General features: G+C 70.8%; 21 protein-coding genes and 1 rRNA gene. 11 read left to right on the top strand and 11 right to left on the bottom strand.

The annotated features are described in order from the left end of the window. The first annotated feature begins 346 nt into the window (after positions 1-346). Positions 347-913 (top strand): DJ-1/PfpI family protein, encoded by a 567-nt coding sequence (locus tag H305_RS0137630; RefSeq protein ID WP_028804994.1) that lies wholly within the window; start codon positions 347-349, stop codon positions 911-913. Between the two features lie 99 nt (positions 914-1,012). Here H305_RS0137630 and H305_RS0137625 read toward each other — a convergent pair whose 3' ends face one another. Continuing rightward, the gene (locus H305_RS0137625) at positions 1,013-1,678 is read right to left on the bottom strand and encodes an HAD family hydrolase (RefSeq protein WP_028804993.1); all 666 of its coding nucleotides are present in this window, start codon (positions 1,676-1,678) and stop codon (positions 1,013-1,015) included. Between the two features lie 69 nt (positions 1,679-1,747). Continuing rightward, positions 1,748-2,263 carry a DUF6912 family protein gene (locus H305_RS0137620; RefSeq protein WP_028804992.1) on the bottom strand — a complete coding sequence of 172 codons (516 nt, stop codon included), beginning with the start codon at positions 2,261-2,263 and terminating at the stop codon, positions 1,748-1,750. Between the two features lie 715 nt (positions 2,264-2,978). Here H305_RS0137620 and H305_RS56515 point away from each other — a divergent pair. Continuing rightward, positions 2,979-3,377 (top strand): Rv3235 family protein, encoded by a 399-nt coding sequence (locus H305_RS56515; RefSeq protein WP_420708195.1) that lies wholly within the window; start codon positions 2,979-2,981, stop codon positions 3,375-3,377. 198 nt (positions 3,378-3,575) lie between these two features. Here the strand turns inward: H305_RS56515 and secA are convergent, their stop codons facing one another. After that, entirely contained in the window at positions 3,576-6,383 is a 2,808-nt protein-coding gene (gene secA, locus H305_RS0137610) for a preprotein translocase subunit SecA (protein WP_028804990.1), read from the bottom strand. 245 nt (positions 6,384-6,628) lie between these two features. On the opposite strand from secA, the gene H305_RS0137605 reads away from it, so the two are divergent. Further along, a complete protein-coding gene (locus H305_RS0137605; RefSeq protein WP_028804989.1) occupies positions 6,629-7,213 on the top strand; it encodes a GNAT family N-acetyltransferase in 585 nt (194 codons plus the stop codon). Positions 7,214-7,304: 91 nt separating this feature from the next. Continuing rightward, positions 7,305-8,528 carry a winged helix-turn-helix domain-containing protein gene (locus H305_RS0137600; RefSeq protein WP_028804988.1) on the top strand — a complete coding sequence of 408 codons (1,224 nt, stop codon included), beginning with the start codon at positions 7,305-7,307 and terminating at the stop codon, positions 8,526-8,528. A gap of 114 nt (positions 8,529-8,642) precedes the next feature. Here the strand turns inward: H305_RS0137600 and H305_RS0137595 are convergent, their stop codons facing one another. The 6 genes from H305_RS0137595 to mtrA all read right to left on the bottom strand — a co-directional run bounded on the left by H305_RS0137595 (position 8,643) and on the right by mtrA (position 16,372). Beyond that, complete coding sequence (locus H305_RS0137595; protein ID WP_028804987.1) at positions 8,643-9,389, bottom strand: response regulator; 747 nt, start codon at positions 9,387-9,389, stop codon at positions 8,643-8,645. Positions 9,390-9,593: 204 nt separating this feature from the next. Then, positions 9,594-10,286: a ribosome hibernation-promoting factor, HPF/YfiA family gene (hpf, locus tag H305_RS0137590; RefSeq protein WP_420708194.1), complete on the bottom strand. Its 693-nt coding sequence runs from the start codon at positions 10,284-10,286 to the stop codon at positions 9,594-9,596. Between the two features lie 315 nt (positions 10,287-10,601). Then, positions 10,602-11,480: a ComF family protein gene (locus H305_RS0137585; protein WP_037766643.1), complete on the bottom strand. Its 879-nt coding sequence runs from the start codon at positions 11,478-11,480 to the stop codon at positions 10,602-10,604. Between the two features lie 288 nt (positions 11,481-11,768). Then, the gene (locus H305_RS0137580) at positions 11,769-13,622 is read right to left on the bottom strand and encodes an LpqB family beta-propeller domain-containing protein (RefSeq protein ID WP_107440187.1); all 1,854 of its coding nucleotides are present in this window, start codon (positions 13,620-13,622) and stop codon (positions 11,769-11,771) included. Further along, positions 13,597-15,681 carry an MtrAB system histidine kinase MtrB gene (mtrB, locus tag H305_RS0137575; RefSeq protein WP_028804983.1) on the bottom strand — a complete coding sequence of 695 codons (2,085 nt, stop codon included), beginning with the start codon at positions 15,679-15,681 and terminating at the stop codon, positions 13,597-13,599. Before mtrB ends, H305_RS0137580 begins: the two co-directional genes overlap by 26 nt. A 1-nt stretch (position 15,682) precedes the next feature. After that, positions 15,683-16,372, bottom strand: coding sequence for a two-component system response regulator MtrA (mtrA, locus tag H305_RS0137570; RefSeq protein WP_015659998.1), 690 nt, complete (start codon positions 16,370-16,372; stop codon positions 15,683-15,685). A 286-nt stretch (positions 16,373-16,658) separates the two neighbouring features. Between mtrA and H305_RS56510 the strand changes: the two genes are divergently transcribed. Together H305_RS56510 and H305_RS0137560 are read left to right on the top strand one after the other, a co-directional pair. Next, on the top strand, positions 16,659-16,925 hold the full coding sequence (locus H305_RS56510) for a hypothetical protein (protein ID WP_158690650.1): 267 nt from the start codon (positions 16,659-16,661) through the stop codon (positions 16,923-16,925). A gap of 81 nt (positions 16,926-17,006) precedes the next feature. After that, positions 17,007-17,585, top strand: coding sequence for a hypothetical protein (locus tag H305_RS0137560; RefSeq protein ID WP_028804980.1), 579 nt, complete (start codon positions 17,007-17,009; stop codon positions 17,583-17,585). Between the two features lie 241 nt (positions 17,586-17,826). Here H305_RS0137560 and mtnA read toward each other — a convergent pair whose 3' ends face one another. After that, positions 17,827-18,972: an S-methyl-5-thioribose-1-phosphate isomerase gene (gene mtnA / locus H305_RS0137555; RefSeq protein WP_028804979.1), complete on the bottom strand. Its 1,146-nt coding sequence runs from the start codon at positions 18,970-18,972 to the stop codon at positions 17,827-17,829. A 140-nt stretch (positions 18,973-19,112) separates the two neighbouring features. Between mtnA and H305_RS0137550 the strand changes: the two genes are divergently transcribed. Genes H305_RS0137550 through H305_RS0137530 form a run of 5 tightly spaced genes read left to right on the top strand, consistent with a single transcriptional unit; the run spans position 19,113 to position 24,708 of the window. Further along, positions 19,113-20,471, top strand: a complete 1,359-nt coding sequence (locus H305_RS0137550) for a glycerophosphoryl diester phosphodiesterase membrane domain-containing protein (protein ID WP_028804978.1) — start codon at positions 19,113-19,115, stop codon at positions 20,469-20,471. A gap of 4 nt (positions 20,472-20,475) precedes the next feature. Beyond that, positions 20,476-21,222, top strand: a complete 747-nt coding sequence (locus tag H305_RS0137545) for a DUF4129 domain-containing protein (protein ID WP_028804977.1) — start codon at positions 20,476-20,478, stop codon at positions 21,220-21,222. After that, a complete protein-coding gene (locus H305_RS0137540; protein WP_037766632.1) occupies positions 21,219-22,409 on the top strand; it encodes a DUF4350 domain-containing protein in 1,191 nt (396 codons plus the stop codon). Before H305_RS0137545 ends, H305_RS0137540 begins: the two co-directional genes overlap by 4 nt. After that, a complete protein-coding gene (locus H305_RS0137535) occupies positions 22,409-23,398 on the top strand; it encodes an AAA family ATPase (RefSeq protein ID WP_107440186.1) in 990 nt (329 codons plus the stop codon). The genes H305_RS0137540 and H305_RS0137535 overlap by 1 nt, the downstream gene beginning before the upstream one ends. Continuing rightward, positions 23,398-24,708 (top strand): DUF58 domain-containing protein, encoded by a 1,311-nt coding sequence (locus tag H305_RS0137530; protein ID WP_028804974.1) that lies wholly within the window; start codon positions 23,398-23,400, stop codon positions 24,706-24,708. Before H305_RS0137535 ends, H305_RS0137530 begins: the two co-directional genes overlap by 1 nt. A gap of 128 nt (positions 24,709-24,836) precedes the next feature. Here H305_RS0137530 and rrf read toward each other — a convergent pair. Beyond that, positions 24,837-24,953, bottom strand: a 5S ribosomal RNA gene (rrf, locus tag H305_RS0137525). Positions 24,954-25,065: the final 112 nt, after the last annotated feature.

Below are 25,065 nucleotides of genomic sequence, written 5' to 3'. Positions count from 1 at the left end.
CGCGAGATATCGCGCTGATCACGCCACAAGGCTATCGCCCCCTACCCCGCACCCGTCATGAGCCGTATGTGTACAAAACCGGGGGTGGAACTTTGACAGTATGCACAGGGACGAAAGGGGCGAGGGCGTGCAGTGAGGGCGGAGACGGGGGTGACCGGCCGGGCTCCGGGACGCCTCCGCGTGGCCGGAAACGCACCCCCCGCATGCGGCCGGAAACGCGCCCGTGCCCTCTTGGCGCGGCTCCCCTTCGGCTCCACGCCGTCAGGACGGCCGCCCGGGACGGCAGCACAATGGACGTGGGACATGGCTGACGCACGACTCGGACACGGCGAGGGGAGCGGCCGACATGACTACGAAGATCCTGATCGTCACGGGCGATGCGGCGGAGTCGCTGGAGGTCCTGTACCCCTACCAGCGCCTGCGCGAGGAGGGCTACGAGGTCGACATCGCCGCCCCCGCCCGCAAGCAGCTCCGGTTCGTGGTCCACGACTTCGAACCGGGCTTCGACACGTACACGGAGAAGCCCGGCTACACCTGGCCCGCCGACCTCGCCTTCGCCGAGGTCGAGCCCAGCCGGTACGCCGCTCTCGTCATCCCCGGCGGGAGGGCACCGGAGTACCTCCGCAACGACCCGGAACTCCGCAAGATCCTCAAGGCCTTCTTCGACACCGACAAGCCGGTGGCACAGATCTGCCACGGGCCCCTGCTGACAGCTGCCGTGGACGGCCTGCGCGGGCGGCGGGTCACGGCGTATCCCGCGTTGGAGCTCGACATGCAGGCCGCCGGGGCGACCTTCCAGGACGCGGAGGCCGTGGTCGACGGCACCCTGGTCTCCTCCCGCGCCTGGCCGGACCACTCCAGCTGGATGCGGGAGTTCCTGAAGGTGCTGCGCGCGAAGGCGCCGGCGAGCTGAACGGAGACCGACGGGCGGGCTTGCGCGGGGTCTTCACCGATCCGGCAGGGGTCCTGGGCAGCCCCTGCGGACTCCGGCGAGGCCCGCTCCCGGCGGCGGTCAGGCCGCCAGCCGCTGCGCTTCCTCGACGGCCTCGGCCAGGCTGTCCACCACGGGCACGCCGGCCTCCTCCAGGCTGGCGCGGCCGTGCGAGCCGCCGGTGTAGAGCACGGCTCCCGCCCCCACGCTCCGGGCGGCGAGCGCGTCGTCGGCCGCGTCGCCGATCACCACGACACGGGACGGCTCCACACCCGAGAGCGCACCCACGTGCCGCACCATGTGCTCGGCCTTGCTGCCACCGGACGGTCCGGTCCGCCCGTCGACCCGTATGAAGTGCGACTCGATCCCGAACCCCCGGACCAGCGGGACCAGTTCGTCATGCACGTACATGCTGAGGATGGACTGGCTGTGCCCCGCCGACCGCCACCCCGCGAGCAGCTCGGTCGCGCCCTCGGTGAGCCCGCACGCGACCCGGTGCTCCGCGTAGTACCGGTGGAATGTCTCGTCCATGATCTGCCACTCGACGTCCGTGGGCAGCCGGCCCATCAGCCGTTCGTAGAACTTCGGCACCGGTACGCAGTACAGCGCTCGGTACCGCTCCAGCGTGATCGGCTCCAGCCCCAGCTCGGCGAAGGCCGCGTTCGTCGCGCCGATGATCGCCTCATTGTCGTGGAACAGCGTGCCGTTCCAGTCCCAGACGATGTGCGCAGCTCCGTGCATCCCCATACGAAGAACGTACCTGCCGCCACCGACATCGCGCCCCCGACTTACGCCAGGGCCGTACCGCGGCGGGCGTCAGTCGCCGTGCCCCACCAGGTTGGGGATCTCCTGCGTGGCGAACCACAGCAGCTCGTGGTCCTCGGCCCCGTCCACGACGAACTGGGCGTCGTCGTCCCCCATGTCCGCCGCGCCGAGCGCCTGGGCCGCTGCGGCGACGTCCGCCTCCGCGTCGTCCGCGTCGACGTGCACGGCCGCCGCCCTGGCCAGCGTCACGGCCTGGGAGACCCGCACCTCACCGAGCGCCGCGGGATCGAGCCCCCGGTCGGGGTCGGCGACGGCGGCACGGTCCGGCACGTCCACCGCGACGACGACCCGCCGCCGCACGGCACCCGGGTCGACGGCGAGCAGCCGCAGCGAGGCCAGCGCGGCACGGCTCAGCGCCGCGTACTCCAGCTCCTCGATGTCCTCGGAGAGGTACCACTCGCGCAGCGCGGGCGTCACGGCGTACGCGACGAACGGTCCCGCGGCCAGCTCCCCCGTCTTGTACGCCTCGGCGAGACCGGAGAGGGTCAGGGGGACGTAGACGCGCATGGCTGCCACTTTCGTCGTCGGACTGCGAGGAGGGCGGTCCTCCCTGGAGGGACGTGAACGCCTCCCGGAAGGGCCTTCAGGATACGTGCGGGCGTCCCCTTTCGAGTCCCCGGAGGCACCCTCCACGACGTCCACCCCGAGCCTGGGATTCACCCGGCACTCCCCCGTGACGACAGGGCCGACGTGCACCCGACGCCCCTGATAGGTGAACCTCCCGGGCCGCCGCGACACGCGCACCGCTTCATTGCGAAGGCCTTCCCCGGACCCGTACAAGATCCCCAGCACGCAAGTTACCGCCCGGTATCGGCCGGGCCCCAGCGACCGGGGACGACGTATGAACAAGGTGATGACCAGGACGAAGCCCCATCCGGGTTCCCGCCCGCCGGGCCGCCAGGACACCCGCGGGCCGGGCGGCACACCGCCCCGGGCGCCGGGTGCGCCCCGCAGGACACCGGGCGGCAGCCCGCCACCGGCCCCGCCCGGCACGGGCGGCGCCCTCCCGGCCCCGCCGGGCACGGGAAGCCGCCGTCCGACAGCGCCGGGCGCGCCCCCTCGCACCTCGGCTCCAGGCACGCCCCCTCGCACGTCGGCGCCGGGCGCGCCCCCTCGCACGCCGGCTCCGGGCACGTACGCCCGTTCCGCCCCGGCGGGCACACCGCCGCGTACGACTCCCGCTCGCGGCCGTACGGCGACGACGACGGCCGAGGGCGCCGCGGTGACCGCACCGGGTGGCGACGCGGCCCTCGGCACGCCCGTCCACGGCCCTGGACGCACCGCCCCGCAGCCCCGGCCCACCGACCTCTTCGCGGAGCGCCTCGTGGCCGTCCTGAGTGGCCGGCGTCCCGTGCACTGCATGCTGCGCCACACCGTGGGCCGCGCGTACGACGAGCTGGCCTGGCTCGCCGAACGGGGCCCCCTGCGCACCCGCGGCACCCAGCCCGTCGTCCGCGACATCGGCTATTACGTGCCACGTCGCGGCGCCATCGAGGCGTTCGCCCGGATCGGCGCCGGTGACCAGCTGCGCGCCATGGCCTTCCGCCTGGAACAGGGCCCCGACCTCCGCTGGCGCTGCACGGCGGTCGAACTGGGCGGCCCTCGCATGCCCCACGACTGAGCCCGCCGCACACCCGGGCACCGCCACGGCCCTCCTGGCACGGCGGCGCCTCGGGCAACGCGACGGGGCGACGCCCAGGACGCCGCGAAAGGCCGATGCCCCGGCGCAACGCGAGAACCGGCGGCCCCGGGCAACGCGAAGGGCCGGGCACCCCCGAGGTGCCCGGCCCTTCCACGCACCGGCGGCGCGCGGCGAACGTCACTTCCTGCGGCGACGCCCGCCCTTCTGCTGCTTGCGGCGCTCCGCGCGCGTGAGGCCGTCGGCCTCGGAGCGCACGGGCTCGTCGTCGTGGGTGAAGTCGCCCTCGACGATGCCTCCCTCGCCGTCCACGGTCGGCGCGGAGAAGTGCAGCCGGTCCCGTCGCTGCGGGACGTCGAGGCCCTTGGCGCGGATCTCCGGACGCGCACCGGCGGGGACGACGTCCTCCTTGTCGAGGGACGGCGCGGTGTCCTCGACCGGGACCTCCTCGACCTGCTGCTCGACCTGGACCTCCAGGTTGAACAGGTAGCCGACGGACTCCTCCTTGATGCCGTCCATCATGGCGCTGAACATGTCGAAGCCCTCGCGCTGGTACTCGACCAGCGGGTCCTTCTGCGCCATGGCCCGCAGGCCGATGCCCTCCTGGAGGTAGTCCATCTCGTAGAGGTGCTCACGCCACTTGCGGTCCAGGACCGACAGCACGACCCGGCGCTCCAGCTCACGCATGATCTCGGAGCCGAGCTGACCCTCGCGCGACTCGTACTGCTCGTGGATGTCGTCCTTGATGGACTCGGAGATGAACTCGGCGGTCAGACCGGCGCGGTCACCGGCCGCCTCCTCCAGCTCCTCGATGGTCACCTTCACCGGGTAGAGCTGCTTGAAGGCGCCCCACAGCCGGTCCAGGTCCCACTCCTCGGCGAAGCCCTCGGCGGTCTCGGCCGCGATGTAGGCGTCGATCGTGTCGTCCATGAAGTGCTGGATCTGCTCGTGCAGGTCCTCGCCCTCCAGGACGCGGCGGCGCTCGCCGTAGATGACCTCGCGCTGGCGGTTGAGGACCTCGTCGTACTTCAGGACGTTCTTACGGGTCTCGAAGTTCTGCTGCTCGACCTGCGACTGGGCCGACGCGATCGCGCGCGTGACCATCTTGTTCTCGATGGGCACGTCGTCGGGGACGTTGGCCATCGACATGACGCGCTCGACCATCTGCGCCTTGAAGAGCCGCATCAGGTCGTCGCCGAGCGACAGGTAGAAGCGGGACTCGCCCGGGTCGCCCTGACGGCCGCTACGACCGCGCAGCTGGTTGTCGATACGGCGCGACTCGTGCCGCTCGGTGCCGAGGACGTAGAGCCCGCCGAGGTCCTTGACCTCCTGGAACTCGGCCCGCACCGCCTTCTCGGCCCGCTCCAGGGCGTCCGGAAGCGCGGCGGCCCACTCCTCGATGTGCTCCTCCGGGTCGAGGCCGCGCTGGCGCAGCTCCGCCTCGGCGAGGTCATCGGGGTTGCCGCCGAGCTTGATGTCGGTACCACGGCCGGCCATGTTCGTGGCCACGGTCACGGCGCCCTTGCGGCCGGCCTGGGCGACGATCGTCGCCTCCCGGTCGTGCTGCTTGGCGTTCAGCACTTCGTGCTGGATGCCGCGCTTGCTGAGCTGCTGCGAGAGGTACTCGGACTTCTCGACGGACGTCGTGCCGACGAGGATCGGCTGGCCCTTCTCGTGCTTCTCGGCGATGTCGTCGACCACCGCGTCGAACTTGGCGACCTCGGTGCGGTAGATCAGGTCGGACTGGTCCTTGCGGACCATCGGCTTGTTGGTCGGGATCGGGACGACGCCGAGCTTGTAGATCTGGTGGAACTCGGCGGCCTCGGTCATGGCCGTGCCGGTCATGCCGGAGAGCTTGTCGTAGAGGCGGAAGAAGTTCTGCAGGGTGATCGTGGCGAGCGTCTGGTTCTCGTCCTTGATGTCCACCCCTTCCTTCGCCTCGATCGCCTGGTGCATGCCCTCGTTGTAGCGGCGGCCGGCGAGGATACGGCCGGTGTGCTCGTCGACGATCATGACTTCGCCGTCGATGACGACGTAGTCCTTGTCCTTCTTGAAGAGTTCCTTGGCCTTGATGGCGTTGTTCAGGTAACCGACGAGCGGCGTGTTCACCGACTCGTAGAGGTTGTCGATGCCCAGCCAGTCCTCGACCTTGGAGACACCGGACTCGTGGATGGCGACGGTGCGCTTCTTCTCGTCGACCTCGTAGTCGCCGGTCTCCTCGATGCCCTTGAGAGGGTTGCCGGCCTCGCCCTTCTTGAGGCGGACGACCAGCTTGGCGAAGTCGCCGTACCACTTGGTGGCCTGGTCGGCCGGGCCGGAGATGATCAGCGGCGTACGGGCCTCGTCGACGAGGATGGAGTCGACCTCGTCGACCACCGCGAAGTTGTGTCCGCGCTGCACCAGTTCGTCCTGCGACCACGCCATGTTGTCGCGCAGGTAGTCGAAGCCGAACTCGTTGTTCGTGCCGTAGGTGATGTCGCACGCGTACTGCTCCCGGCGCTGGGCCGGCGTCATGTTGGCGAGGATGCAACCGACCGTCAGGCCCAGGAACTTGTGGACGCGGCCCATCATCTCGGAGTCGCGCTCGGCCAGGTAGTCGTTGACCGTGATCAGGTGGACGCCTTCTCCGGAGAGGGCGTTCAGATACGTGGGCAGGGTGCCGACGAGCGTCTTGCCCTCACCGGTCTTCATCTCGGCGACGTAGCCGAGATGGAGCGCGGCGCCGCCCATCAGCTGCACGTCGTAGTGACGCTGGCCCAGGACACGCTTGGCCGCCTCGCGGACGGTCGCGAACGCCTCGGGCAGCAGGTCGTCGAGGCTTTCGCCGTCGGCGTACCGCTGCTTGTACTCATCGGTGAGGGCCCGCAGCTCGGCGTCGGAGAGGTCGACGAAGTCCTCTTCGATGGAGTTGACCTGGTCCGCGATGCGGTGCAGCTTGCGCAGGATCTTGCCTTCGCCTGCACGCATGATCTTCGAGAGGACGGACACGGGGGTTTGTCTCCTTGCCGGTCGGGCCTGGGACGGTCGGTTTCACTGACACTTACAAATCACAGCTTGAGCAACGGCCATCGTAAGCGAGGACCACACCGCGCCGGGAGGTCTGCCCGCGACAGCCACTAGGACAACGGACGGGGGTTGCCGAAGGTGCCGCGTTCGCTCGTCGAAAAGTAACCGACCGGTCACTCACGGCAAAGGGATGGCGCCCCTCCGGCCTCCCCGAGCAGAATCGCCCGATGGACCCCGTCACCCTGACCACCGACCGTCTCGTGCTGCGCGTCGTGGGCCCGCACGACACCGACGCCGTGTACGAGGCCGCCCAGGATCCGGACATCCAGCGCTGGACCACCATCCCGTCGCCGTATCTGCGCGAGCACGCGGCGGGTTTCACCGACCAGATGGTGCCGGACGGCTGGGCGGAGGGCTCCATGTTCACGTTCGGTGTCTTCCTCCCCTCCGGCGAACTGGTGGGCATGCTCGGCATCACGATGCGTTCCCTCGGCGTCGGCGAGGTCGGCTTCTGGGCGACGAAGGAGCACCGCGGCCGCGGCTACATCACCGAGGCCACCGTCGCCGCCTCCCGCTGGGCCTTCACGGATCTGTCCGTCGACCGCGTCGAATGGCGCGCCGAGGTCGGCAACGCCGGCTCCCGCGCCGTCGCCGAGCGCGCCGGCTTCGTCATCGAGGGCACCCTCCGCTCGGCCATCAACAACAAGGGCGTACGGCGCGACTGCTGGGTCGGCTCGTTGCTCCCCTCGGACCTGGGCCTGCCCTCGACGGCCCCGTACCTGCCCGCCGCCGACCGCGCGTCGGGGGTCTGAGGGCCGGCGCGGCCCGGCGCACCTCGGCCTCCTCGGCCCGAGGTGAGCCGGCTCGGGGCCCACTGTCAGTGGCACCGCCTACCGTGTGGGCATGACGAGCCTCCCGCGTCCCATCGCAGAACTCTCCGCCGACGAAGCCCGCCGCATCGCCCTGCGGGCCCAAGGCTTCCTGGGAGCGCCGGACCGCAGGTCCGGCGTCCGCGGAGTCCTGCGACACCTGGGTGCGGTCCAGCTCGACACCATCTCCGTGCTCGCCCGCTCCCACGAGCTCGTGCCGTACGCCCGTCTCGGCGCCGTGGGCCGCAAGACGGTCGACTCGGCCTACTGGACGGGCACGCACGCCTTCGAGTACTGGTCGCACGCCGCCTGCATCCTCCCCGTCGAGGAGTGGCCCCACTTCGCGTTCCGTCGCCGCGCCTACCGCTCCCGCCCGCACTGGAACCACTCCCTGCCGGACGGCACGTACGACCAGGTGATCAAGCAGCTCCGGGCGGAAGGCCCGCTCACCGCCACGGATCTGGGCGGCGCCAAGAAGACCAGCGAGTGGTGGGACTGGTCGGGCACCAAGGTCGCCGTCGAGCGCGCGCTGATGTACGGCGAGGTGGTGTGCACGGAGCGGCGTGGCTGGAAGCGGGTGTACGACCTCGCGGAGCGCGCCGTCCCGGCCGAGCTGCTGCACGACGAACTGGACGACGCGGAGTGCCTGCGCCGTCTCGTCCGTCTCGCGGGCCAGGCACTCGGCGTCGGCACGCGCGCGGACATCGCCGACTATCACCGCCTCAAGGGCGAGCAGGTCGACGCGGTGATCGCGGACTCGGGCCTGGTTCCGGTGAAGGTGGAGGGCTGGGGCAAGCCGGTGCAGGGCAGGAGCGGCGCGAGCCAGGCCGGACGGACGGCGGCGGACGCCTGGGCGGACCCGGCGGCCTTGGAGACGGCCCCGCGCGGGCGCCACCGCACCACACTCCTGTCGCCGTTCGACTCGCTCATCTGGGAGCGGACGCGCACCGAGCGGATCTTCGGCTTCACCCACCGCCTGGAGGCGTACACGCCCAAGCCGAAGCGGGTGTACGGCTATTTCGCGATGCCGGTTCTCGCCGGCGGCCGTCTGGTCGGCCGTGTGGACCCCGCCCGGGAGGGCCGCACCCTGGTCGCCAGGCAGGTCGGCCTCGACGGCCCCAAGGCCGTCCCCGCGGTGGCCCAGGCCCTGGTGGAGGCGGCCGGCTGGGTCGACTGCACGGACGTACGGGTGGAGCGGGTCGACACTCCGGAGCTTCGCGAGCCGCTCGCCCGGGAGCTTGCACGCGCCCTGGGATGACAGGGGGCCGCCCCGTGTGATCACGGCGGGCCCTGGCGGACACCGGCGGCTCCGCCGGGACGGGGGCCGGCCGGGCGCCCGGGCGGTCACGCCCTCACGCGGTCACGCCCTCTGTCAGCGGATTTCGAGGATCTTCTCCCGCATCGCGTACACCACGGCCTCCATCCGGGAGTGCAGCTGGAGCTTCTCCAGGATGTTGCGCACGTGGTTCTTGACCGTGTTCTCGGAGATGAACAACTCCTTGGCGATGTCCCGGTTGTTCATTCCCGTGGCGACGAGCTTGAGCACCTCCAGCTCACGGTCGGTGAGCCGTGGTGCAGGCACCAGGCGGCGCTCGTCGGTGCGCTGGATCATCGACTTGAACTCGGTGAGGAGTTTCGACGCCATCGAGGGACTGATCTGCGACTGGCCGTCGGCCACCGCACGAATGGCCGTGGCCACTTCGTCCGTGGAGATCTCCTTGAGGAGATAGCCCGTGGCGCCCGCCTTGATGGCGTCGTAGAGGTCGGCCTCTTCGTCACTGATCGTCAGCATGATGATTTTCGCGCTGGGGGCGACCTCCTTGATGGAGGTGCACGCCTCGATGCCGCCGCGCTTCGGCATCCGCACGTCCATGAGCACGATGTCGGGCAGCAGGTCGGCCGCCTTGTCGACCGCCTCCGCCCCGTCGCCCGCCTCACCGACGACCTGGATGTCCTCCTCGGCCGCGAGCACGATCTCCAGACCGCGGCGGAAGAGGGCGTGGTCGTCCACGACGAGGACCCGGATGGGCTCCTTGCGCGAAGAGCCCGTGTCCGGGCCCATGCCGACCACGCCGTCGTCGGCGCCGTCGTCACGCATCGGTCCGAAGCTGTCCGCCATCGTTCCTCCCCCTGAAGGCCGTGGCCTGTGTTCCTGTGCCATCGCCAACCCAAGGCAACGGCCCACCGGTTGGGCCGGTGCGGCCATGATTCCATGCCCGGACGACAGTGCGGTGACAGAGCGGTGCTCCAAGTGGTCGCACACCGGTGCCCCTGGGGGCGCACACGCGCTCCAGGGGCACCGGCTCAGCTGTCACCGGGAGGGTCAGCCGCCGAGCGCACCGCCCGGCGCGTCCGCTCCGGCCTGCGTGACCATGGGGTCCGTGCTGAGGTGGATGACGCCGTAGTCGTACGCGTGCCGTCGGTAGACGACACTGGGCTCCTTCGTCTCGGAGTCGACGAAGAGGTAGAAGTCGTGCCCGACCAGCTCCATCTCGTAGAGCGCCTGGTCGAGCGTCATCGGGGCAGCCACGTGGGTCTTCTCGCGGACGACGAGAGGGCCTTCGCCCATGACCTCGAGCGAGCCGATCTTCTTGGTCGGCACACCTTCCGGTTCCTCCTCGCGAACGACGCTTCCGTTCCCGTTCAGCGTCGCGGCGCCGGGAACGTGGTCGGCGACCTCCGCTGCCGAGATCCTGCCGTTGCCACGGCGGGTGTAGCGCTTGTCGTGCTGCTTGCGCAGCCGTGCCTCGAGTTTGTCCGCCGCCAGATCGAGTGCTGCATACGGGTCGCTCGCCGCTGCCTCCGCCCGGATCACCGGACCGCGGGAGCGGAGGGTGATCTCCACTCGGTCGCAACGGTCGGCCTGTCGGGGGTTGGGCTCCTTGGACACCTCGACGTCGAGGCTGATCACCTTGCCGTCGAGCTTCTGGATCTTCTCCAGCTTCAGCTTCTCGGCCACGTGCTTGCGGAACCGCTCGGGCACCTCGGTCTTGCGGCCCTTGACGACGATGTCCACGCAGAACTCCGTTCCCGGATAGCTCCGCTCCACTGGCGGAGCATCTCCCTTTTGCACCCGGCTCCGGTGTCTCCCGGAACCTCGGACTCGGTGACTTTCACCTCCTCCTCCCCCACGGGCAAGATCTCCACCCCACCGATGCGGGTGATTGCCGGAAACCCGCAGCACGGCATTCGGATTAGCGAGGTCCGGCCTGCGCCATTGCCTCACAACCGAACATATCTCGCCCGGACGGATGGCGTCACCCTCTACTGCGGCATACCTCCGTTCAGGTGAATTGACCCTCTCATTACCTGCAACGATGCAAGTTCTCTGTCAGTTCCGGTTTATTTCGAAGGCGTCCGGTGACGCCGCGATCACGGCCGCGCAGGTCGTGTCGGGCCTCCCGTCCACGACTTCGCCCCTACCCGCCATTCGCCGAATCACTTCCGTCAGATCCGCCCCGTCCTCCTCTTCACCCACTTGCCGTACGGCCGATCGAGCCACCCGGACGGCTCGTGCCGCCTCCGCCAACGAGGCGCCCGTCGTCATCAGGTCGTCCACCAGCACCACCGGTCCGCCGTCCACCAGCAGTCGCGCGCCCTTGGCAGCCACCTCCAGGGCGCCCGCGAGATTGTCCAGCCGCTGGCGGGAATCGAGCCCCGACTGGTCGGCCACGGCACGTCGCTGCCGCAGCACGGCCGCCACCCTGGCCGGTGTCCCCGTGCGCCGCAGTTCGCCCGCCGCCGCGAGCGCGATCCGGCGCACCGGATCGTGTCCCCGGGCCCGCACGGCCCGCCGGGACGACGGCACGGGGACGAGGAGCAGCGGCCCGGCTCCCGCGTCGCACGTTTGCCCCTTCCCGCTCCTGAGCCGCCCCTGCGGAGCCGTGTGGCGTGCGCCCGGACCAGCACGTCGCGCGCAGCCCGGGCCTACCCGTACGGCCCCCGCCAGGGCCGCTCCGAGAGGGGCCGCGAGCGCCAGAGCTCCCCTTTCCTTGTGCGCGAGCAGCGCTGCCCGCACCTCGTCCTCGTAGGGAGCCGCCGCGTGCACCACGGGCAGCCCGCACGGCTCCGGCACCGGTCGCACCCGGCGTGGTGCGGCCCCGGTCAGGGCGGCACGGCACTCCGGGCAGAGCACCGTGCGAGGCCGTCCGCAGCCTCCGCACTCGGCCGGCAGCACCAGGTCGGTGAGGTCCTGCCACCACCCCCGCATGACCACCACTGTGCCAATACGGGGACCTACCGGCCACCCCTGTGGACAACTCCCTGTGGACAACGCGGGCAGGCGTCGGGAGCGGCCGCCCGGGGCTCGGTGCACGCCGGACGAGGACCCGTACGACACGGGGCCTGCTGGCGTACGGCGTTACAGGCGTGGCCTGGCGGCCGGTGCACGTCTGGCGTACGCGTACAGCGCACGCCGCCGGGCGGAGGGCCGGCACAACTGTGTACGCGGCCGGACGGACGCCCGCCGGCCTGGCGCGCCGTCCGGCGAGAGGGACCCCTATCCGGGATAGACCGGCGCCGTCCCGTCCTTGACGACCTTCTGCCACTGCTCCCCGGACGAGAGCCGCACGATGCCGTCCTCCTCCGAGTGCGCCACCAGCGGCAGCCGCTCGTCCTCGGACGCGGCGATCTCCTTGACGCCCGTCAGCGTCGAGGGCGCCGTGCCGACCGGGGCGGAGCCGTCGACCTGGACGTACCGCATCTGCTGGACGCCGTCCTGCTCGCGTCCGATGACCACGAGCCGGCTGTCCCCGGCCCACGACATCGCCGTGACCTCCTCCAGCTGAGGCGCCACGGAGCGGGGTTCGAGGATCGACACGGTGGGCTGGTCACCGCTGGTGTCCCGGACGATGCGTCCGATCTGCAGCGAGCTCTTCCCGTCCTTCTCGACGATCAACGCGATCCGCACCCCGTCGGCGGCCACGCGCACCGCCTCGACGCGACCGTCGAGGCTCGGTGTCTCGACCGTCAGCGGTTCGCCCTCGCCCTTGCGCAGCAGAAGCAGCCGGGGCTTCTTCGGGTCGCGGTCGGCCACCCACAGGTCGCCTCGCCCGTCCCAGCTGGGCGTCGTCAGCCGGTCGTCCTCCGTGCGGCCCGCGCTGTGCAGCACCGCCTCACCGAGCGAACCGCCCGACACGAGCGACCCCACGTACAGGGAACTCCCGTCGGTCGATACCCCGGCCGCGCTGCTCTCGTCCCGCGACACCGCCGCCGCCCGCAGCTTCTTCTCGCCCTCGCCGAGCGCACCCGGCACCGGCTCGGGCTTCTTGTCGCCGTTGGGCATCCGCACGAGCCGCTGCTTGTCGTCGATGAAGTACTGGTACTCGGGACGGTGCCCCGTGCCGTGCGAGGCGACGCTCCCGGCATCGTCCTCCGTGAGCACGCACAGCTGCGATCCGTCCGGCTTCTGCAGCTCCACCTCGTCCACACCGGTGGGCGTCAGGTCCTGGAAGGTGAAAAGGAGTTGGGCGGCCATCCTGGTGCACTGGGACCGTCCGACGTGATCCGCCTTGTGGTTCAGCGGCACGGTGACCCTGTTGCGGTCGTCGGGCGACAGCGACTTGACGCCCTTCTTCAGCTCCGTGCCCGAGGGGAAGCTCGACCTGACGACCGGGTCCAGCCAGCGCGTGGGGCCCTTCAGGAGCGCCCGGACCATCTGGGTCATCGGGTCCACCTGCTCGCGCACGTATACCGGATCGGCGACCGTCCCCAGCGGGCTGCCGGCCCCGGAGTTCGAGTTCGACGTGTAGTAGTACTTGTTGATCGACACGTAGTTGCGCTGGAAGTCGGATTTGCCCATCACCACGCCCTGCGGCAGCCCGTCGATGCGCCACTGCTTGGTGCCCTTCAGCCGCGTGAGGTGCACCGTCTTGCTGTAGGCGCCGGAATCGGGCGAGTACGCGTGCTGCCCGTCCACCGTGGCGACCTTGCTGCCGCTGAGCCGGTACAGGGAGTTGCCGTCGGCGCCGTCACGGTTTCCGGCGTTGCCCGACTCGGGGTTCGGCGCGTCCGTGAGTACGGTCGTGGACCGGTACGGGTCCCACACCTTGCCGGCGCTCTCCGTCAGGTACTTGCGCGCCGTCTCGTACTTCGCGTCGTCGCTCGTCAGCGCTTCGAGGAAGCCCTGCACGATCTCCGCGGGCTGGGCGTCGTCCCTGGGCGGCATCGCGTAGACGCGGACCTGCGAGTCCTGCCTCGGCGTGGACTCGACGCCGCGCAGGTCCCCGCTGTCCGGCATCGACGCGCACCCGGTCAGCAGCAGGGCACCACAGCAGGCGTACGCCCCCACCCGAACCGGACGTCGACTACCACCGCTCCCCTCGCGGTCAACGCCCACGAAATGCCTCCCCATGCCCGAGTTCCTCCGGCTCCGCGCCGTCCCGCCCCCGCTCCTGCCCGGTCCGCTCGCCGTCCGTCGGCGCGTCGTCCTGGCGCCGCACCGATCCGGACGGCCGCGGTACCACCCGTGAGCCGCTGCCCGGCAGCGCCGTCGGGTCGGCCGTGGGCGATGCCCCGGCCATGCGCGGCACTATCGGGCCCCGCGACGGTGCCGCGGACGATGTGCTTCCGCCCGCCTGCTGCTGCACCGGCACCGTGGCCAGCTTGCCGCTGCCGCCGAGCGGCAGACCCGCGTCGTTGAGTCCCCGGTTGCGCCGCGAGTCCTTGGGCTCCAGCGGTATCGGCGACCCCCTGAGCGGTTCGTCCGCGGTCCGCGGCAGCGTCAGCCTGAACTGCGAACCACCGCCCGGCTCGCCCCACGCCTGGAGCCAGCCGCCGTGCAACCGCGCGTCCTCCAGGGCGATGGACAGTCCGAGGCCCGTTCCGCCGGTGGTACGCGCGCGTGCCGGGTCGGCCCGCCAGAAGCGGCTGAAGACCCGGGTCGCCTCGCCGGGCTTGAGCCCGACGCCGTAGTCACGGACGGCGATCGCGACCGCCCCGCCCGCCGAGGCGAGCTTGACGATCACGTCCTTGCCGTCACCGTGCTCCACGGCGTTGACGACGAGATTGCGCAGCACCCGCTCCACACGCCGGGCGTCCGCCTCGGCGACCACCGGCTGCTGGTCGCCGACGACGCGTATGTGCGTGCCCTTGCGCTCGGCGAGCGGCTCGGCACCGCTGACCACGCGGCGGACGACCTCCCTGAGGTCTATCGGCTCGGCCTCCAGGGCCGCCGCGCCCGCGTCGAACCGGCTGATCTCCAGCAGGTCCGCGAGCAGCGACTCGAACCGGTCCAGCTGGTCGGCCAGCAGCTCCGCGGACCTCGCCGTCACCGGGTCGAAGTCCACCCGCGCCTCGTGGATGACGTCGGCCGCCATCCGCACGGTGGTCAGCGGCGTACGCAGCTCGTGCGACACATCGGACACGAACCGCCGCTGCATCCGCGACAGGTCCTCCAGCTGCTGGATCTTCAGGTGCAGGTTCTGGGCCATCTTGTTGAAGGCCTCGCCGAGGCGTGCGATGTCGTCCTCGCCGGTGACCTTCATACGCTCCTGCAGGCGCCCCGCGGACAGCCGCTCGGCGATCCCGGCGGCCATCCGCACCGGCGTGACGACCTGGCGCACCACGAGCCAGGCGATCGCCCCGAGGAGCACCACGACGAACAGACCGGCCGTCGCCAGCGTCCCCTTGACCAGACTCAGCGACTTCTCCTCCTGCGTCAGCGGGAAGAGGTAGTAGAGCTGGTACGGGTCTCCGTTCGGGTCGTTGACCTGCTTGCCGATGACCAGCGCCGGCTGCGACGGCCTGCCGTCCTTGTAGACGACACGCGTATAGGTCTGGGCCGCGAGCGTGTTCCTGTCCAGCCGCTCGCGCAGGGGCTCCGGCACGCTCACGGTCGGATCGACGTCGCCCGAGTAGCGCGGGCCCAGTCCCGCGCCGCCGCCGGCCGCGCTGGAGCTGAGCGTCACCACGTCGAAGGCGCCCTGGCCACCACTGGACAGGGACACCACGAGGTCGCTCATCCACTGGCCGACGTTCTTCGACGGACGGCCGTCCGCACTCGAACCGTCATCACCACTGGCCGTGACCGCGGAGTCCGCCTTCTGCTTGGCCACCGAGAAACCACCCGTGGCCTGGCTCTGCGACGCCTTCACCTTGGCGTCCAGCAGGCCGTTGCGGACCTGCCCGATGACGACGAAGCCGAGCAGCAGCACGACACCGAGGGACATCAGCAGCGTCGTGACGACGATCTTGAGTTGGATGTTGCGCCGCCACAGCCGCATCACGGGCAGCAGCGGACGACGCACCCAGCGCATGAACAACCGAAGGACCGGGCTGCCCTGGACTCCGCCCTGCAGCAGCCCGCCCTCCATGAACCGTCCCCAGCGGGAGCCCGTCACCTCCCGGCCGACAGGCCGCCCCGAACGGACCCCCGACTCGCCGGGCGCCGAAGCGGCACTGTCCCGGGACATGTCAGCTCGGTCCGGCCTTGTAACCGACACCACGGACGGTCACCACGATCTCCGGCCGCTCCGGGTCCTTCTCGACCTTGGAGCGCAGCCGCTGCACGTGCACGTTGACCAGGCGGGTGTCCGCCGCGTGGCGGTAGCCCCACACCTGCTCCAGCAGGACCTCACGGGTGAACACCTGCCACGGCTTGCGGGCCAGCGCCACCAGGAGATCGAACTCCAGCGGCGTCAGCGCGATCGACTGACCGTCCCTCTTCACAGAGTGACCGGCGACGTCGATGACGAGGTCACCGATGGCCAGCTGCTCGGGCGCCGGCTCCTCCGAACGGCGCAGCCGCGCCCGGATCCGCGCCACCAGCTCCTTCGGCTTGAACGGCTTCACGATGTAGTCGTCGGCACCCGACTCGAGGCCGACCACCACATCGACGGTGTCGCTCTTCGCCGTGAGCATCACGATCGGCACCCCGGACTCCGCCCTGATCAGGCGGCACACCTCGATGCCGTCCCGGCCGGGCAGCATCAGGTCCAGAAGCACCAGATCGGGTTTGGTCTCACGGAAAGCGGCCAGCGCCTTGTCGCCGTCGGCTACGAAAGACGGCTCAAAACCTTCGCCACGCAACACAATGCCGAGCATCTCGGCCAGTGCGGTGTCGTCATCGACGACAAGGACTCGTCCCTTCATAAACGACATCATCCCATTCTCGTAACGGTGACCGGGGCGCTGGTGAGGGAGGTCACTGGCCTGTGACGATAGTCGTATGGGGTCGTCACTGTCTGCCCTCGTCCGCCGGTGTTGATGTCGGTGATGAATGTCGGGCCCGTTCGGCGACCGTCGGTCACCGACTAGCGGGCGACAGCCCGCGCTTGTCGCGGGAGTGACTTTCTTGATCTGATCGATCCTGCGCTCCGCTTCATGGTGGGCGGTCGGGAAAAGGGGGGCCTCAGTCCCCCCGGAGCTGGCGCCCGTGTACCGGACGTGCGTGGGCGATCCCAACTACGCGGCGATGGGGTACCCCCTGGGAGAGCGTGCCAGGCGTCGTCGTCAGGGAAAAACGAGGACCGGCCTCGACGACGTCTTCCACGCCCGCGGCACTGCTGACACGTCGAAGGCCGTCGACGGCCGACTGCACTGGAAGCCGGCAGCCAGGGACGAGATCATCGGCGGCCCCGTGGTCAAGGACGGCGTCGGCGTCATGTGCGCGGGCGGCAAGGACCGCTACGTGTATACGCGCTCGACGCGGAACTAGCGACTGGCACGCCCGTACCCCGTGGGACAGGGCTGCTCGGCCTGCCGAGACCGGTGCGGCGCCCGTGAGTAGGGTGCGGGCATGTGCATACGGGGGCGCAGGCTCAGATTCACAGCGGTGGCGGCGATGGCCGTACTGGCCCTGACCGGGTTCTCGTCGGGCCGTGGCCAAGGAAACAGCAGCCAGGACAGCAGTGACGGGGGCGGTTGCAGCAGCCCCAGCCAGGACCACGACAGTTCGACGTCGGGCGGCGGCGGCTCGCACGGCAGTTCGTCCAGCGGCTCGCCCAGCAGTGACTCGTACGACTCCGGGACGAGTACCGGTGACGGCGGCGGCAGTCCGCAGTCCACCCCAACGGCGTCCCCCTCCAGCGGTAAGGCCCGGCCCCTGAAGGACGGCACCGCCGTGCTCGTGCACTGCGCAAGCATGGAGGACCCGTACGCGACCGTCGAGATCAAGAATCCGAACGGACGCGACGCCATCTTCGACGTGAAAGTCACCTTCAAGGACCAGCACGGCTACACCGTCATCGACACCGGCGATCAGGTGTCGGTGCCCGCGAAGGACAAAACAACCTACCGGGTGGCCGTTGCCGGCTCGGGACGCGTGGACATGATCGATCACTGCGAGGTCGATCCCAGAGCTGCTGCCGTCCGGTGACGGGCGGTCAGGTCCTGTCCCGGCAAAGGATGACCGGAAGCGGTTATCCGACCGGCCAGCGGGCGCAGTGACGCCGCTTCGACAGGCTGTTGCAGCAACCGGCTCGCAACCGGCAGTCGGAGGCTGGTCGGTCGGACTCCAACTGCCGGATGATGTAGCACTTGGATGTCACGGCCTCTCTCCCTGCGAATCGCCGCAGGTGGAGGGGCCGCTTCCGTCGATCAGCGCGACATCCCATCGCCTAAATCGTCACCTGGCTTGACCTGTCACACAGCTCAGCAAGCGCCTCAGCCGTCACGGGCGACACGACGCCCTCTTCGGTGACGATCGCCGTCACCAACTCGGGCGGCGTCACGTCGAACGCCGGGTTGTACGCCTGGGTCCCCAAGGGTGCCACCGGCGTCCCCCCTCCCGCTTCCACTCCCGCCACCGGTACCAGCGGTGCTGTGACCTCAGTCACTTCATGACCGGCGCGCTGCTCGACCTCGATGGATGCTCCGTCCGGGGTGTCCGGATCCACCGTCGTCAGCGGCGCCACCACGATGAACGGCACGTGGTGATACCGCGCCAGTACCGCGAGCGGATAGCTCCCCACCTTGTTCGCCACCGAACCGTCGGCCGCGATCCGGTCGGCACCGATCAGTACCGCGTCCACCTCGCCCGCCGAGAACAGCGACCCCGCCGCGTTGTCCGTGAGCAAGGTGTACGCCATCTCGTTGCGCGCCGCCTCGTACGCCGTCAGGCGAGCACCTTGCAGCAACGGACGCGTTTCGTCCACCCACAGCCGTCGCAGCTTCCCCGTCCGGTGCGCCGCGAGCGCCACCGCGAACGCCGTCCCCTCCCCACCCGACACCAGCGCCCCGGTGTTGCAGTGCGTCAGGATCCGGTGCCCGCCGCCCGGCAGCAGCTCGTCGAGCAGCGCCAGCCCGTGGCCGGCCATCCGCGCGCTGGCCTCGGCGTCCTCCCGATGCAGCGCCCGCGCCGCGGCGAGCGCCGCCGCCGCGGCCTGCTCCTGATCACCGCCGCCGACGAGCGCGGCCCGGTACGCGGTCTGGGCCCGGCGCACACCGACGGCGAGGTTCACCGCCGTGGGCCGCGCCCCGGCCAGCGCCGCGGCGGCCTCGTCCACGTCGAAGCCGCGCGCGGCGGCGAGCGCGACGCCGTACGCCCCGGCGATGCCGAGCAGCGGCGCCCCGCGCACGGCGAGCGTGCGGATCGCCTCCACCAGGGCGGGTGCATCGGTGCACACCCGCTCGACTTCTTCGGCCGGCAGTCTCGTCTGGTCGAGAAGCACCAGTACGGGGCCTTCGGGGGGCTCGTCCCAGCGGATCGCGGGTATCTCCGTCGACCCGCTGTCCTCGCGGGATTGCGCGTACTGATCAGCCATCCGCCCAGTCTGCCCCGTACCGGGCGGACAATTGAAGGTGTGCAGCCCATACGGCGGCCGGTCACTTGCCGAGCCCACCGTGGCACGATGGCTGCCAAGCTGCCGCCGCGACCGCGGACGGGCACCGTGAAGGAGCGACGATGAACGACACTCCGGGCTGGGCCTCGCCCGGATCTGCCCCCTCCGACGGGCAGGAGCCGGATTCCTCCGGCACCACGCAGCCCACGGACAAGCCCTCGGACCAAAGCGGCACGGACCAGCCGGAGCAGCCCTCGAAGTGGTCCAAGGAGCAGCCCCCGCCCGGCCAGTGGTCCGCTCCCAGCCCGCAGGGCACAGGCCAGGCCCCACCTCCGCCACCGTCCCCCGCACAGGGCTGGGGCGGACGGCCCACCGCCGGAACCGGAGGCCAGGGCGGCGGGTACGGCGGCTGGGGAGGCCCCGGCCGCGGGGCCGGCGGCCCCGGCGGTCCCGCCGGCTGGCGAGGCAACTGGGGCGGTCCGCCCCCCGCCGCCAAGCCCGGCGTGATCCCGCTGCGCCCCCTCGGCGTCGGCGAGATCCTCGACGGCGCGGTCTCCACGATGCGCACCTACTGGCGCACCGTCCTCGGCATCTCGCTCGCCGTCGCCGTCGTCACCGAGATCGCGGTCATCCTGCTCCAGGGCTTCGTCCTGGACGACACCACCGACACGGACGTCCTCAACGACCCGAGCGCCACGGTCGGCGAGCTGAGCCGTGCCCTTGGCGACACCCTGCTGAGCTCCGGCGTCGTCCTGCTCATCACGCTGCTCGGCACCATCGTCGCCACGGCGCTGCTCACTTCCGTGACCAGCCGCGCGGTGCTCGGCAAGTCGGTGACGACGGCCGAGGCGTGGCACGACGCCCGCCCTCAGCTGCCGAAGCTGTTCGGCCTCACCTTCCTGCTGCCGCTCATCGCCCTCGTCGTCGTCGGCGTCGGCACGCTGCCCGGTCTGCTCGCCGCCCTGGCCGGCGCGGGTGACGCGGGCGCCGCGCTCGCCGTCCTCGGCGGACTCGGCATGGGGGTCGTCGCCCTCTGGCTGATGATCCGCTTCTCGCTCGCCTCTCCCGCCCTGATGCTGGAGAAGCAGAGCATCGTGAAGTCGATGCGCCGCTCCTCGAAGCTCGTGCGCGGCTCCTGGTGGCGGGTCTTCGGCATCCAGCTGCTGGCCACGATCATCGCGAACATCGTGGCGTCGATCGTCGTGATCCCCTTCGCGATCCTCGCCGCTGCGCTCAGCGGCGACGGCGTGAGCAGCTTCCTCGACAGCAGCGGCGGCGACCTCGGCTGGACGTTCCTCATCGTCAGCGGCATCGGCTCGGTGATCGGGTCCATGCTGACCTTCCCGATCACCGCGGGCGTCACCGTCCTCCTCTACATCGACCAGCGCATCCGCCGCGAGGCCCTCGACCTCGACCTGGCCCGCGCCGCCGGCGTCGAGAACCACGGCTCCGACTCGACCGGCACCACCTCGGGGAGCTGATGCGGTGAGCCCGGCGGGGGGAGTTCTCACTGCGGTGCTCGCACTGCCGCACACCGGCGCCGCCGGCGTCCTCGCGCTGCCGCGCGGCGACGAACCACCGGTGACGACGCCTCGCGATCCCGCGCGGGAGGCGGCCAGACGCGAGCTGTCCAAGCGGATGTACCACGAGAACGACCCCAGCCTGGTCCAGCGCGCCCTGAACGCCTTCTGGAAGTGGGTCGACGAACTGTTCAGTGCCGCCTCCTCCGCGACACCCGGCGGAGCACTCGGAGTGGTCGTCATCCTGCTGGCGGTGGTCGCGGTCGTGGCTGCCCTGTGGTGGCGCCTGGGCACCCCCGGCCGCACCCCCACCTCGTCCGCCGCGCTCTTCGACGACCGTCCCAGGAGCGCCGCCGAGCACCGGGCAGCCGCCGAGGCGCACGCCGCCCAGGGCCACTGGAACCAGGCCGTCCAGGAACGGATGCGCGCCATCGTCCGCTCCCTGGAGGAACGCGCCCTCCTCGAACCGCGCCCCGGCCGCACGGCGGACGAGGCAGCCGCCGAAGCGAGCCGCGCCCTGCCCGCCCACACGGACCGGCTGCGCACCGCGGCCCGGGACTTCGACGACGTCACATACGGCGGCAGGGCCGCCGACACGCGCGTGTACCACCGGCTCACCGAACTCGACGGCGAGCTGGAACGCACCAAGCCCGTCCTCACGAGCAGCGCGCCGAGCCCGACCCCCAACGACCGCCAGGGAGGCGCCTCATGACGGAGGCCACCCTGCCGTCCACCTCGGTGTCGCCCACCGCCCGCCAGGTGTGGACACGCGGCCGAGGCGTCCTGCTCGCCGTCGTGCTCCTGGTGGCCGCCGCGATCGCGATCGCCGTGGTCCGCTCGGACGCCCAGCACGGCCGCCTCGATCCGCGCTCCGCCGATCCCTACGGCAGTCGCGCCGTCGCCGAACTCCTCGCCGACCGGGGTGTCTCCACGCGCGTGGTCACCACCCTGGACGAGGCCCGAGCAGCGGCCGATACCGACACCACGCTCCTGATCGCCGCCCCCGACCTGCTGACCGAACGTCAGCAGAGGCTCCTGCACGCGGCGACAGCGAACTCCGGCGGCCGCACCGTCCTCGTCGCCCCGGGATCGCCCTCCGTCGGCACCCTGGCCCCCCAGGTCCGCGCCGACCCCGCGGTCAGCTTCGACTCGGCCCTTTCCCCCGACTGCGCCCTGCCTGCGGCCAGGCGGGCGGGCAGCGCCGACACGGGCGGCGTCCGCTACACCACAGCCGCCCCCGACGCCGACAGGTGCTACCCCAGCGACGGCCTGCCCACGCTGCTGCGCATCCCGGCGGCCTCCGGGAGCGGCGACATCGTCGTCCTCGGCGCCCCCGACATCTTCTACAACGATCGCCTCGACGAGCAGGGCAACGCCTCGCTCGCCCTCCAACTGCTCGGTTCCCGCACGCACTTGGTCTGGTACCTCCCTTCGCTCTCCGACGACTCGGCCACCGACACCGGCGACCAGGGCTTCTTCGAACTGCTCCCCTCCGGCTGGCTGTGGGGCACGCTGCAACTCTTCATCGCGGCAGCCTTGACCGCCCTCTGGCGGGCACGCCGACTGGGCCCCCTCGTGCCCGAACGACTCCCCGTCGCGATCCGCGCCTCCGAAACCGTCGAAGGCCGCGCCCGCCTCTACCGCAAGGCCGACGCCCGCGACCGTGCCGCGGCGGCCCTGCGCTCCACCACGCGCACCCGTCTCGCCCCCCTCGTGGGCGTGCCCCCCGCTCAGGCGCACGCTCCCGAAGCCCTGCTCCCCGCCCTGTCCGCCCACCTCCAGGGTGACGGCCGGGCTCTGCACCCCCTTCTCTTCGGGCCGCCGCCCCGCGACGACGCGGCCCTCGTCTCCCTCGCCGACCAACTCGACGCCCTCGAAAGAGAGGTACGCCGTTCATGATGGACCCGACCACTGACAACGCCGGGTACGCCGGGAATCCGGGCACCGCCCGCACCTCCCTGGAAGCCCTGCGGGCCGAGATCGCCAAAGCCGTGGTCGGCCAGGACCCCGCCGTGACCGGCCTCGTCGTCGCCCTCCTCTGCCGCGGACACGTTCTACTTGAAGGAGTCCCCGGGGTCGCCAAAACGTTGCTCGTCCGCGCCCTGGCATCCGCACTCGACCTCGACACCAAGCGGGTCCAGTTCACCCCGGACCTGATGCCCGGCGACATCACCGGCTCCCTGGTCTACGACGCCCGCACCGCCGAGTTCTCCTTCCAGCCCGGTCCGGTCTTCACCAATCTCCTCCTGGCCGACGAGATCAACCGCACTCCACCCAAGACACAGTCCTCCCTCCTCGAAGCGATGGAGGAACGCCAGGTCACGGTCGACGGCACCCCGCGCCCGCTCCCCGACCCGTTCCTCGTCGCGGCGACCCAGAACCCCGTCGAGTACGAGGGCACCTACCCGCTCCCGGAAGCCCAACTGGACCGCTTCCTCCTCAAACTGACGATCCCTCTCCCGTCGCGCCAGGACGAGATCGACGTCCTCACCCGACATGCCGAGGGCTTCAACCCGCGGGACCTGCGCGCCGCCGGCGTACGCCCCGTGGCGGGCCCCGCGGACCTGGAAGCCGCGCGGACCGCCGTCGCCAAGACCGCCGTCTCCCCCGAGATCACCAGCTACGTGGTGGACATCTGCCGCGCCACCCGCGAATCGCCGTCCCTCACCCTCGGTGTGTCCCCCCGTGGCGCGACCGCCCTCCTGGCCACTGCCCGCGCCTGGGCCTGGCTGACCGGCCGCGACTACGTCATCCCGGACGACGTGAAGGCCCTGGCCCTGCCCACGCTCCGCCACCGCATCCAACTGCGCCCCGAAGCGGAGATGGAGGGCGTCACGGCCGACTCCGTCATCAACGCGATCCTCGCCCACGTCCCCGTCCCTCGCTGATGGCACTCACCGCACGCACCGCCCTCCTGGCGGCCATCGGTTCACTGCCCGTCGGCATCCTGGAGCCGAGCTGGCTGGGCATCCTCGCCGTGAACGCCCCGCTGGCCCTGGCCTGTGCCTGCGACGCCGCACTGGCGGCACCCGTGCGGCGTCTCGGCCTGATCCGCTCGGGCGACACCTCCGTACGCCTCGGCGAGACGGCGGACGTCACGCTCACCGTCACCAACCCGTCCGGTCGCCCCTTGCGCGCCCGCCTCCGTGACGCGTGGCCGCCGAGCAGCTGGGAGCCGGGCACCGAGACGGCCGCCTCGCGTCACCGCCTCACCGTCCCGCCCGGCGAGCGCCGCCGTGTGACGACCCGTCTGCGCCCCACCCGCCGTGGTGACCGCCAGGCCGACCGCGTCACGATCCGCTCGTACGGCCCTCTCGGTCTCTACGCGCGACAGGGCAGCCATCGGGTCCCGTGGACCGTGCGCGTCCTGCCTCCCTTCACCAGCCGCAAGCACCTGCCGTCCAAACTGGCCCGGCTCCGCGAACTCGACGGCCGCACCAGCGTGCTGACCCGTGGCGAGGGCACGGAGTTCGACAGCCTTCGCGAATACGTCCCTGGCGACGACACCCGTTCCATCGACTGGCGCGCCACGGCCCGCCATTCCACGGTCGCTGTCCGCACCTGGCGTCCCGAACGCGACCGACACATCCTTCTGCTCCTCGACACCGGCCGCACCTCCGCAGGCCGGGTCGGCGACGCACCTCGCCTGGACGCCTCCATGGACGCGGCCCTCCTGCTCGCGGCCCTGGCGTCCCGCGCCGGCGACCGCGTGGACCTCCTCGCATACGACCGCCGGGTACGTACGCTCGTCCAGGGCCGCGCGTCCGGTGAACTCCTGTCATCCCTGGTCAACGCGATGTCGGCCCTGGAACCGGAACTCGTCGAGACCGACGCACGCGGCCTTACCGCCACAGCACTGCGTACGGCTCCTCGCCGTTCCCTCATCGTCCTGCTGACAAGCCTCGACGCGGCCCCCATCGAGGAGGGTCTCCTCCCCGTGCTCTCACGCCTCATCCAGCGGCATACGGTCCTGGTGGCCTCCGTGGCAGATCCGTACGTGGCCCGAATGGCGGCGTCGAGGGGAAATCCCGAGGCGGTGTACGCGGCTGCGTCCGCGGCTCAAGCCCAGGCGGAGCGCCATCGCACCGCGGAACAGCTGCGACGCCACGGTGTCACCGTCGTGGATGCTCCCCCGGGAGACCTCGCCCCGGCTCTTGCCGACGCCTATCTGGCCCTCAAGGCAGCCGGCCGACTCTGACCCACAACAAAAAAGGGCCCCTCGATGCGAGGGGCCCACTGCAATCCGAGAAGCCAAGGCGCAAAGTCACCGTAAACGCAGAAGACCCCTGTACCGGTATCCCGGTACAGGGGTCTTCTTCAATATTTGTTCGGCGGCGTCCTACTCTCCCACAGGGTCCCCCCTGCAGTACCATCGGCGCTGTAAGGCTTAGCTTCCGGGTTCGGAATGTAACCGGGCGTTTCCCTCACGCTATGACCACCGAAACACTATGAAACTGTCAACCGCACCATAGCCGTGGCCCGACTACGGGGTTGTTCGTGGTTTCAGAACCAACACAGTGGACGCGAGCAACTGAGGACAAGCCCTCGGCCTATT

The sequence above is a fragment of the Streptomyces sp. 142MFCol3.1 genome (assembly GCF_000424945.1).
GTDB classification, from domain to species: Bacteria; Actinomycetota; Actinomycetes; order Streptomycetales; family Streptomycetaceae; genus Streptomyces; species Streptomyces siamensis.
Note: the sequence above shows the minus strand (reverse complement) of the source record. Positions and strands in the feature narration are given on the sequence as shown.

Coding starts and splice junctions, on each gene's coding strand:
- H305_RS0137605 (WP_028804989.1), top strand. CDS start 6,629: ATGGACCCCGTCACCCTGACCACCGACCGTCTCGTGCTGCGCGTCGTG.
- H305_RS0137595 (WP_028804987.1), bottom strand. CDS start 9,389: ATGGCGGACAGCTTCGGACCGATGCGTGACGACGGCGCCGACGACGGC.
- H305_RS0137625 (WP_028804993.1), bottom strand. CDS start 1,678: ATGGGGATGCACGGAGCTGCGCACATCGTCTGGGACTGGAACGGCACG.
- H305_RS0137530 (WP_028804974.1), top strand. CDS start 23,398: ATGGCACTCACCGCACGCACCGCCCTCCTGGCGGCCATCGGTTCACTG.
- mtrB (WP_028804983.1), bottom strand. CDS start 15,681: ATGTCCCGGGACAGTGCCGCTTCGGCGCCCGGCGAGTCGGGGGTCCGT.
- H305_RS0137580 (WP_107440187.1), bottom strand. CDS start 13,622: ATGGGGAGGCATTTCGTGGGCGTTGACCGCGAGGGGAGCGGTGGTAGT.
- H305_RS0137600 (WP_028804988.1), top strand. CDS start 7,305: ATGACGAGCCTCCCGCGTCCCATCGCAGAACTCTCCGCCGACGAAGCC.
- mtnA (WP_028804979.1), bottom strand. CDS start 18,972: ATGGCTGATCAGTACGCGCAATCCCGCGAGGACAGCGGGTCGACGGAG.
- H305_RS0137550 (WP_028804978.1), top strand. CDS start 19,113: ATGAACGACACTCCGGGCTGGGCCTCGCCCGGATCTGCCCCCTCCGAC.
- H305_RS0137585 (WP_037766643.1), bottom strand. CDS start 11,480: ATGCGGGGGTGGTGGCAGGACCTCACCGACCTGGTGCTGCCGGCCGAG.
- H305_RS0137560 (WP_028804980.1), top strand. CDS start 17,007: ATGTGCATACGGGGGCGCAGGCTCAGATTCACAGCGGTGGCGGCGATG.
- H305_RS0137630 (WP_028804994.1), top strand. CDS start 347: ATGACTACGAAGATCCTGATCGTCACGGGCGATGCGGCGGAGTCGCTG.
- H305_RS0137620 (WP_028804992.1), bottom strand. CDS start 2,263: ATGCGCGTCTACGTCCCCCTGACCCTCTCCGGTCTCGCCGAGGCGTAC.
- mtrA (WP_015659998.1), bottom strand. CDS start 16,372: ATGATGTCGTTTATGAAGGGACGAGTCCTTGTCGTCGATGACGACACC.
- H305_RS0137540 (WP_037766632.1), top strand. CDS start 21,219: ATGACGGAGGCCACCCTGCCGTCCACCTCGGTGTCGCCCACCGCCCGC.
- H305_RS0137535 (WP_107440186.1), top strand. CDS start 22,409: ATGGACCCGACCACTGACAACGCCGGGTACGCCGGGAATCCGGGCACC.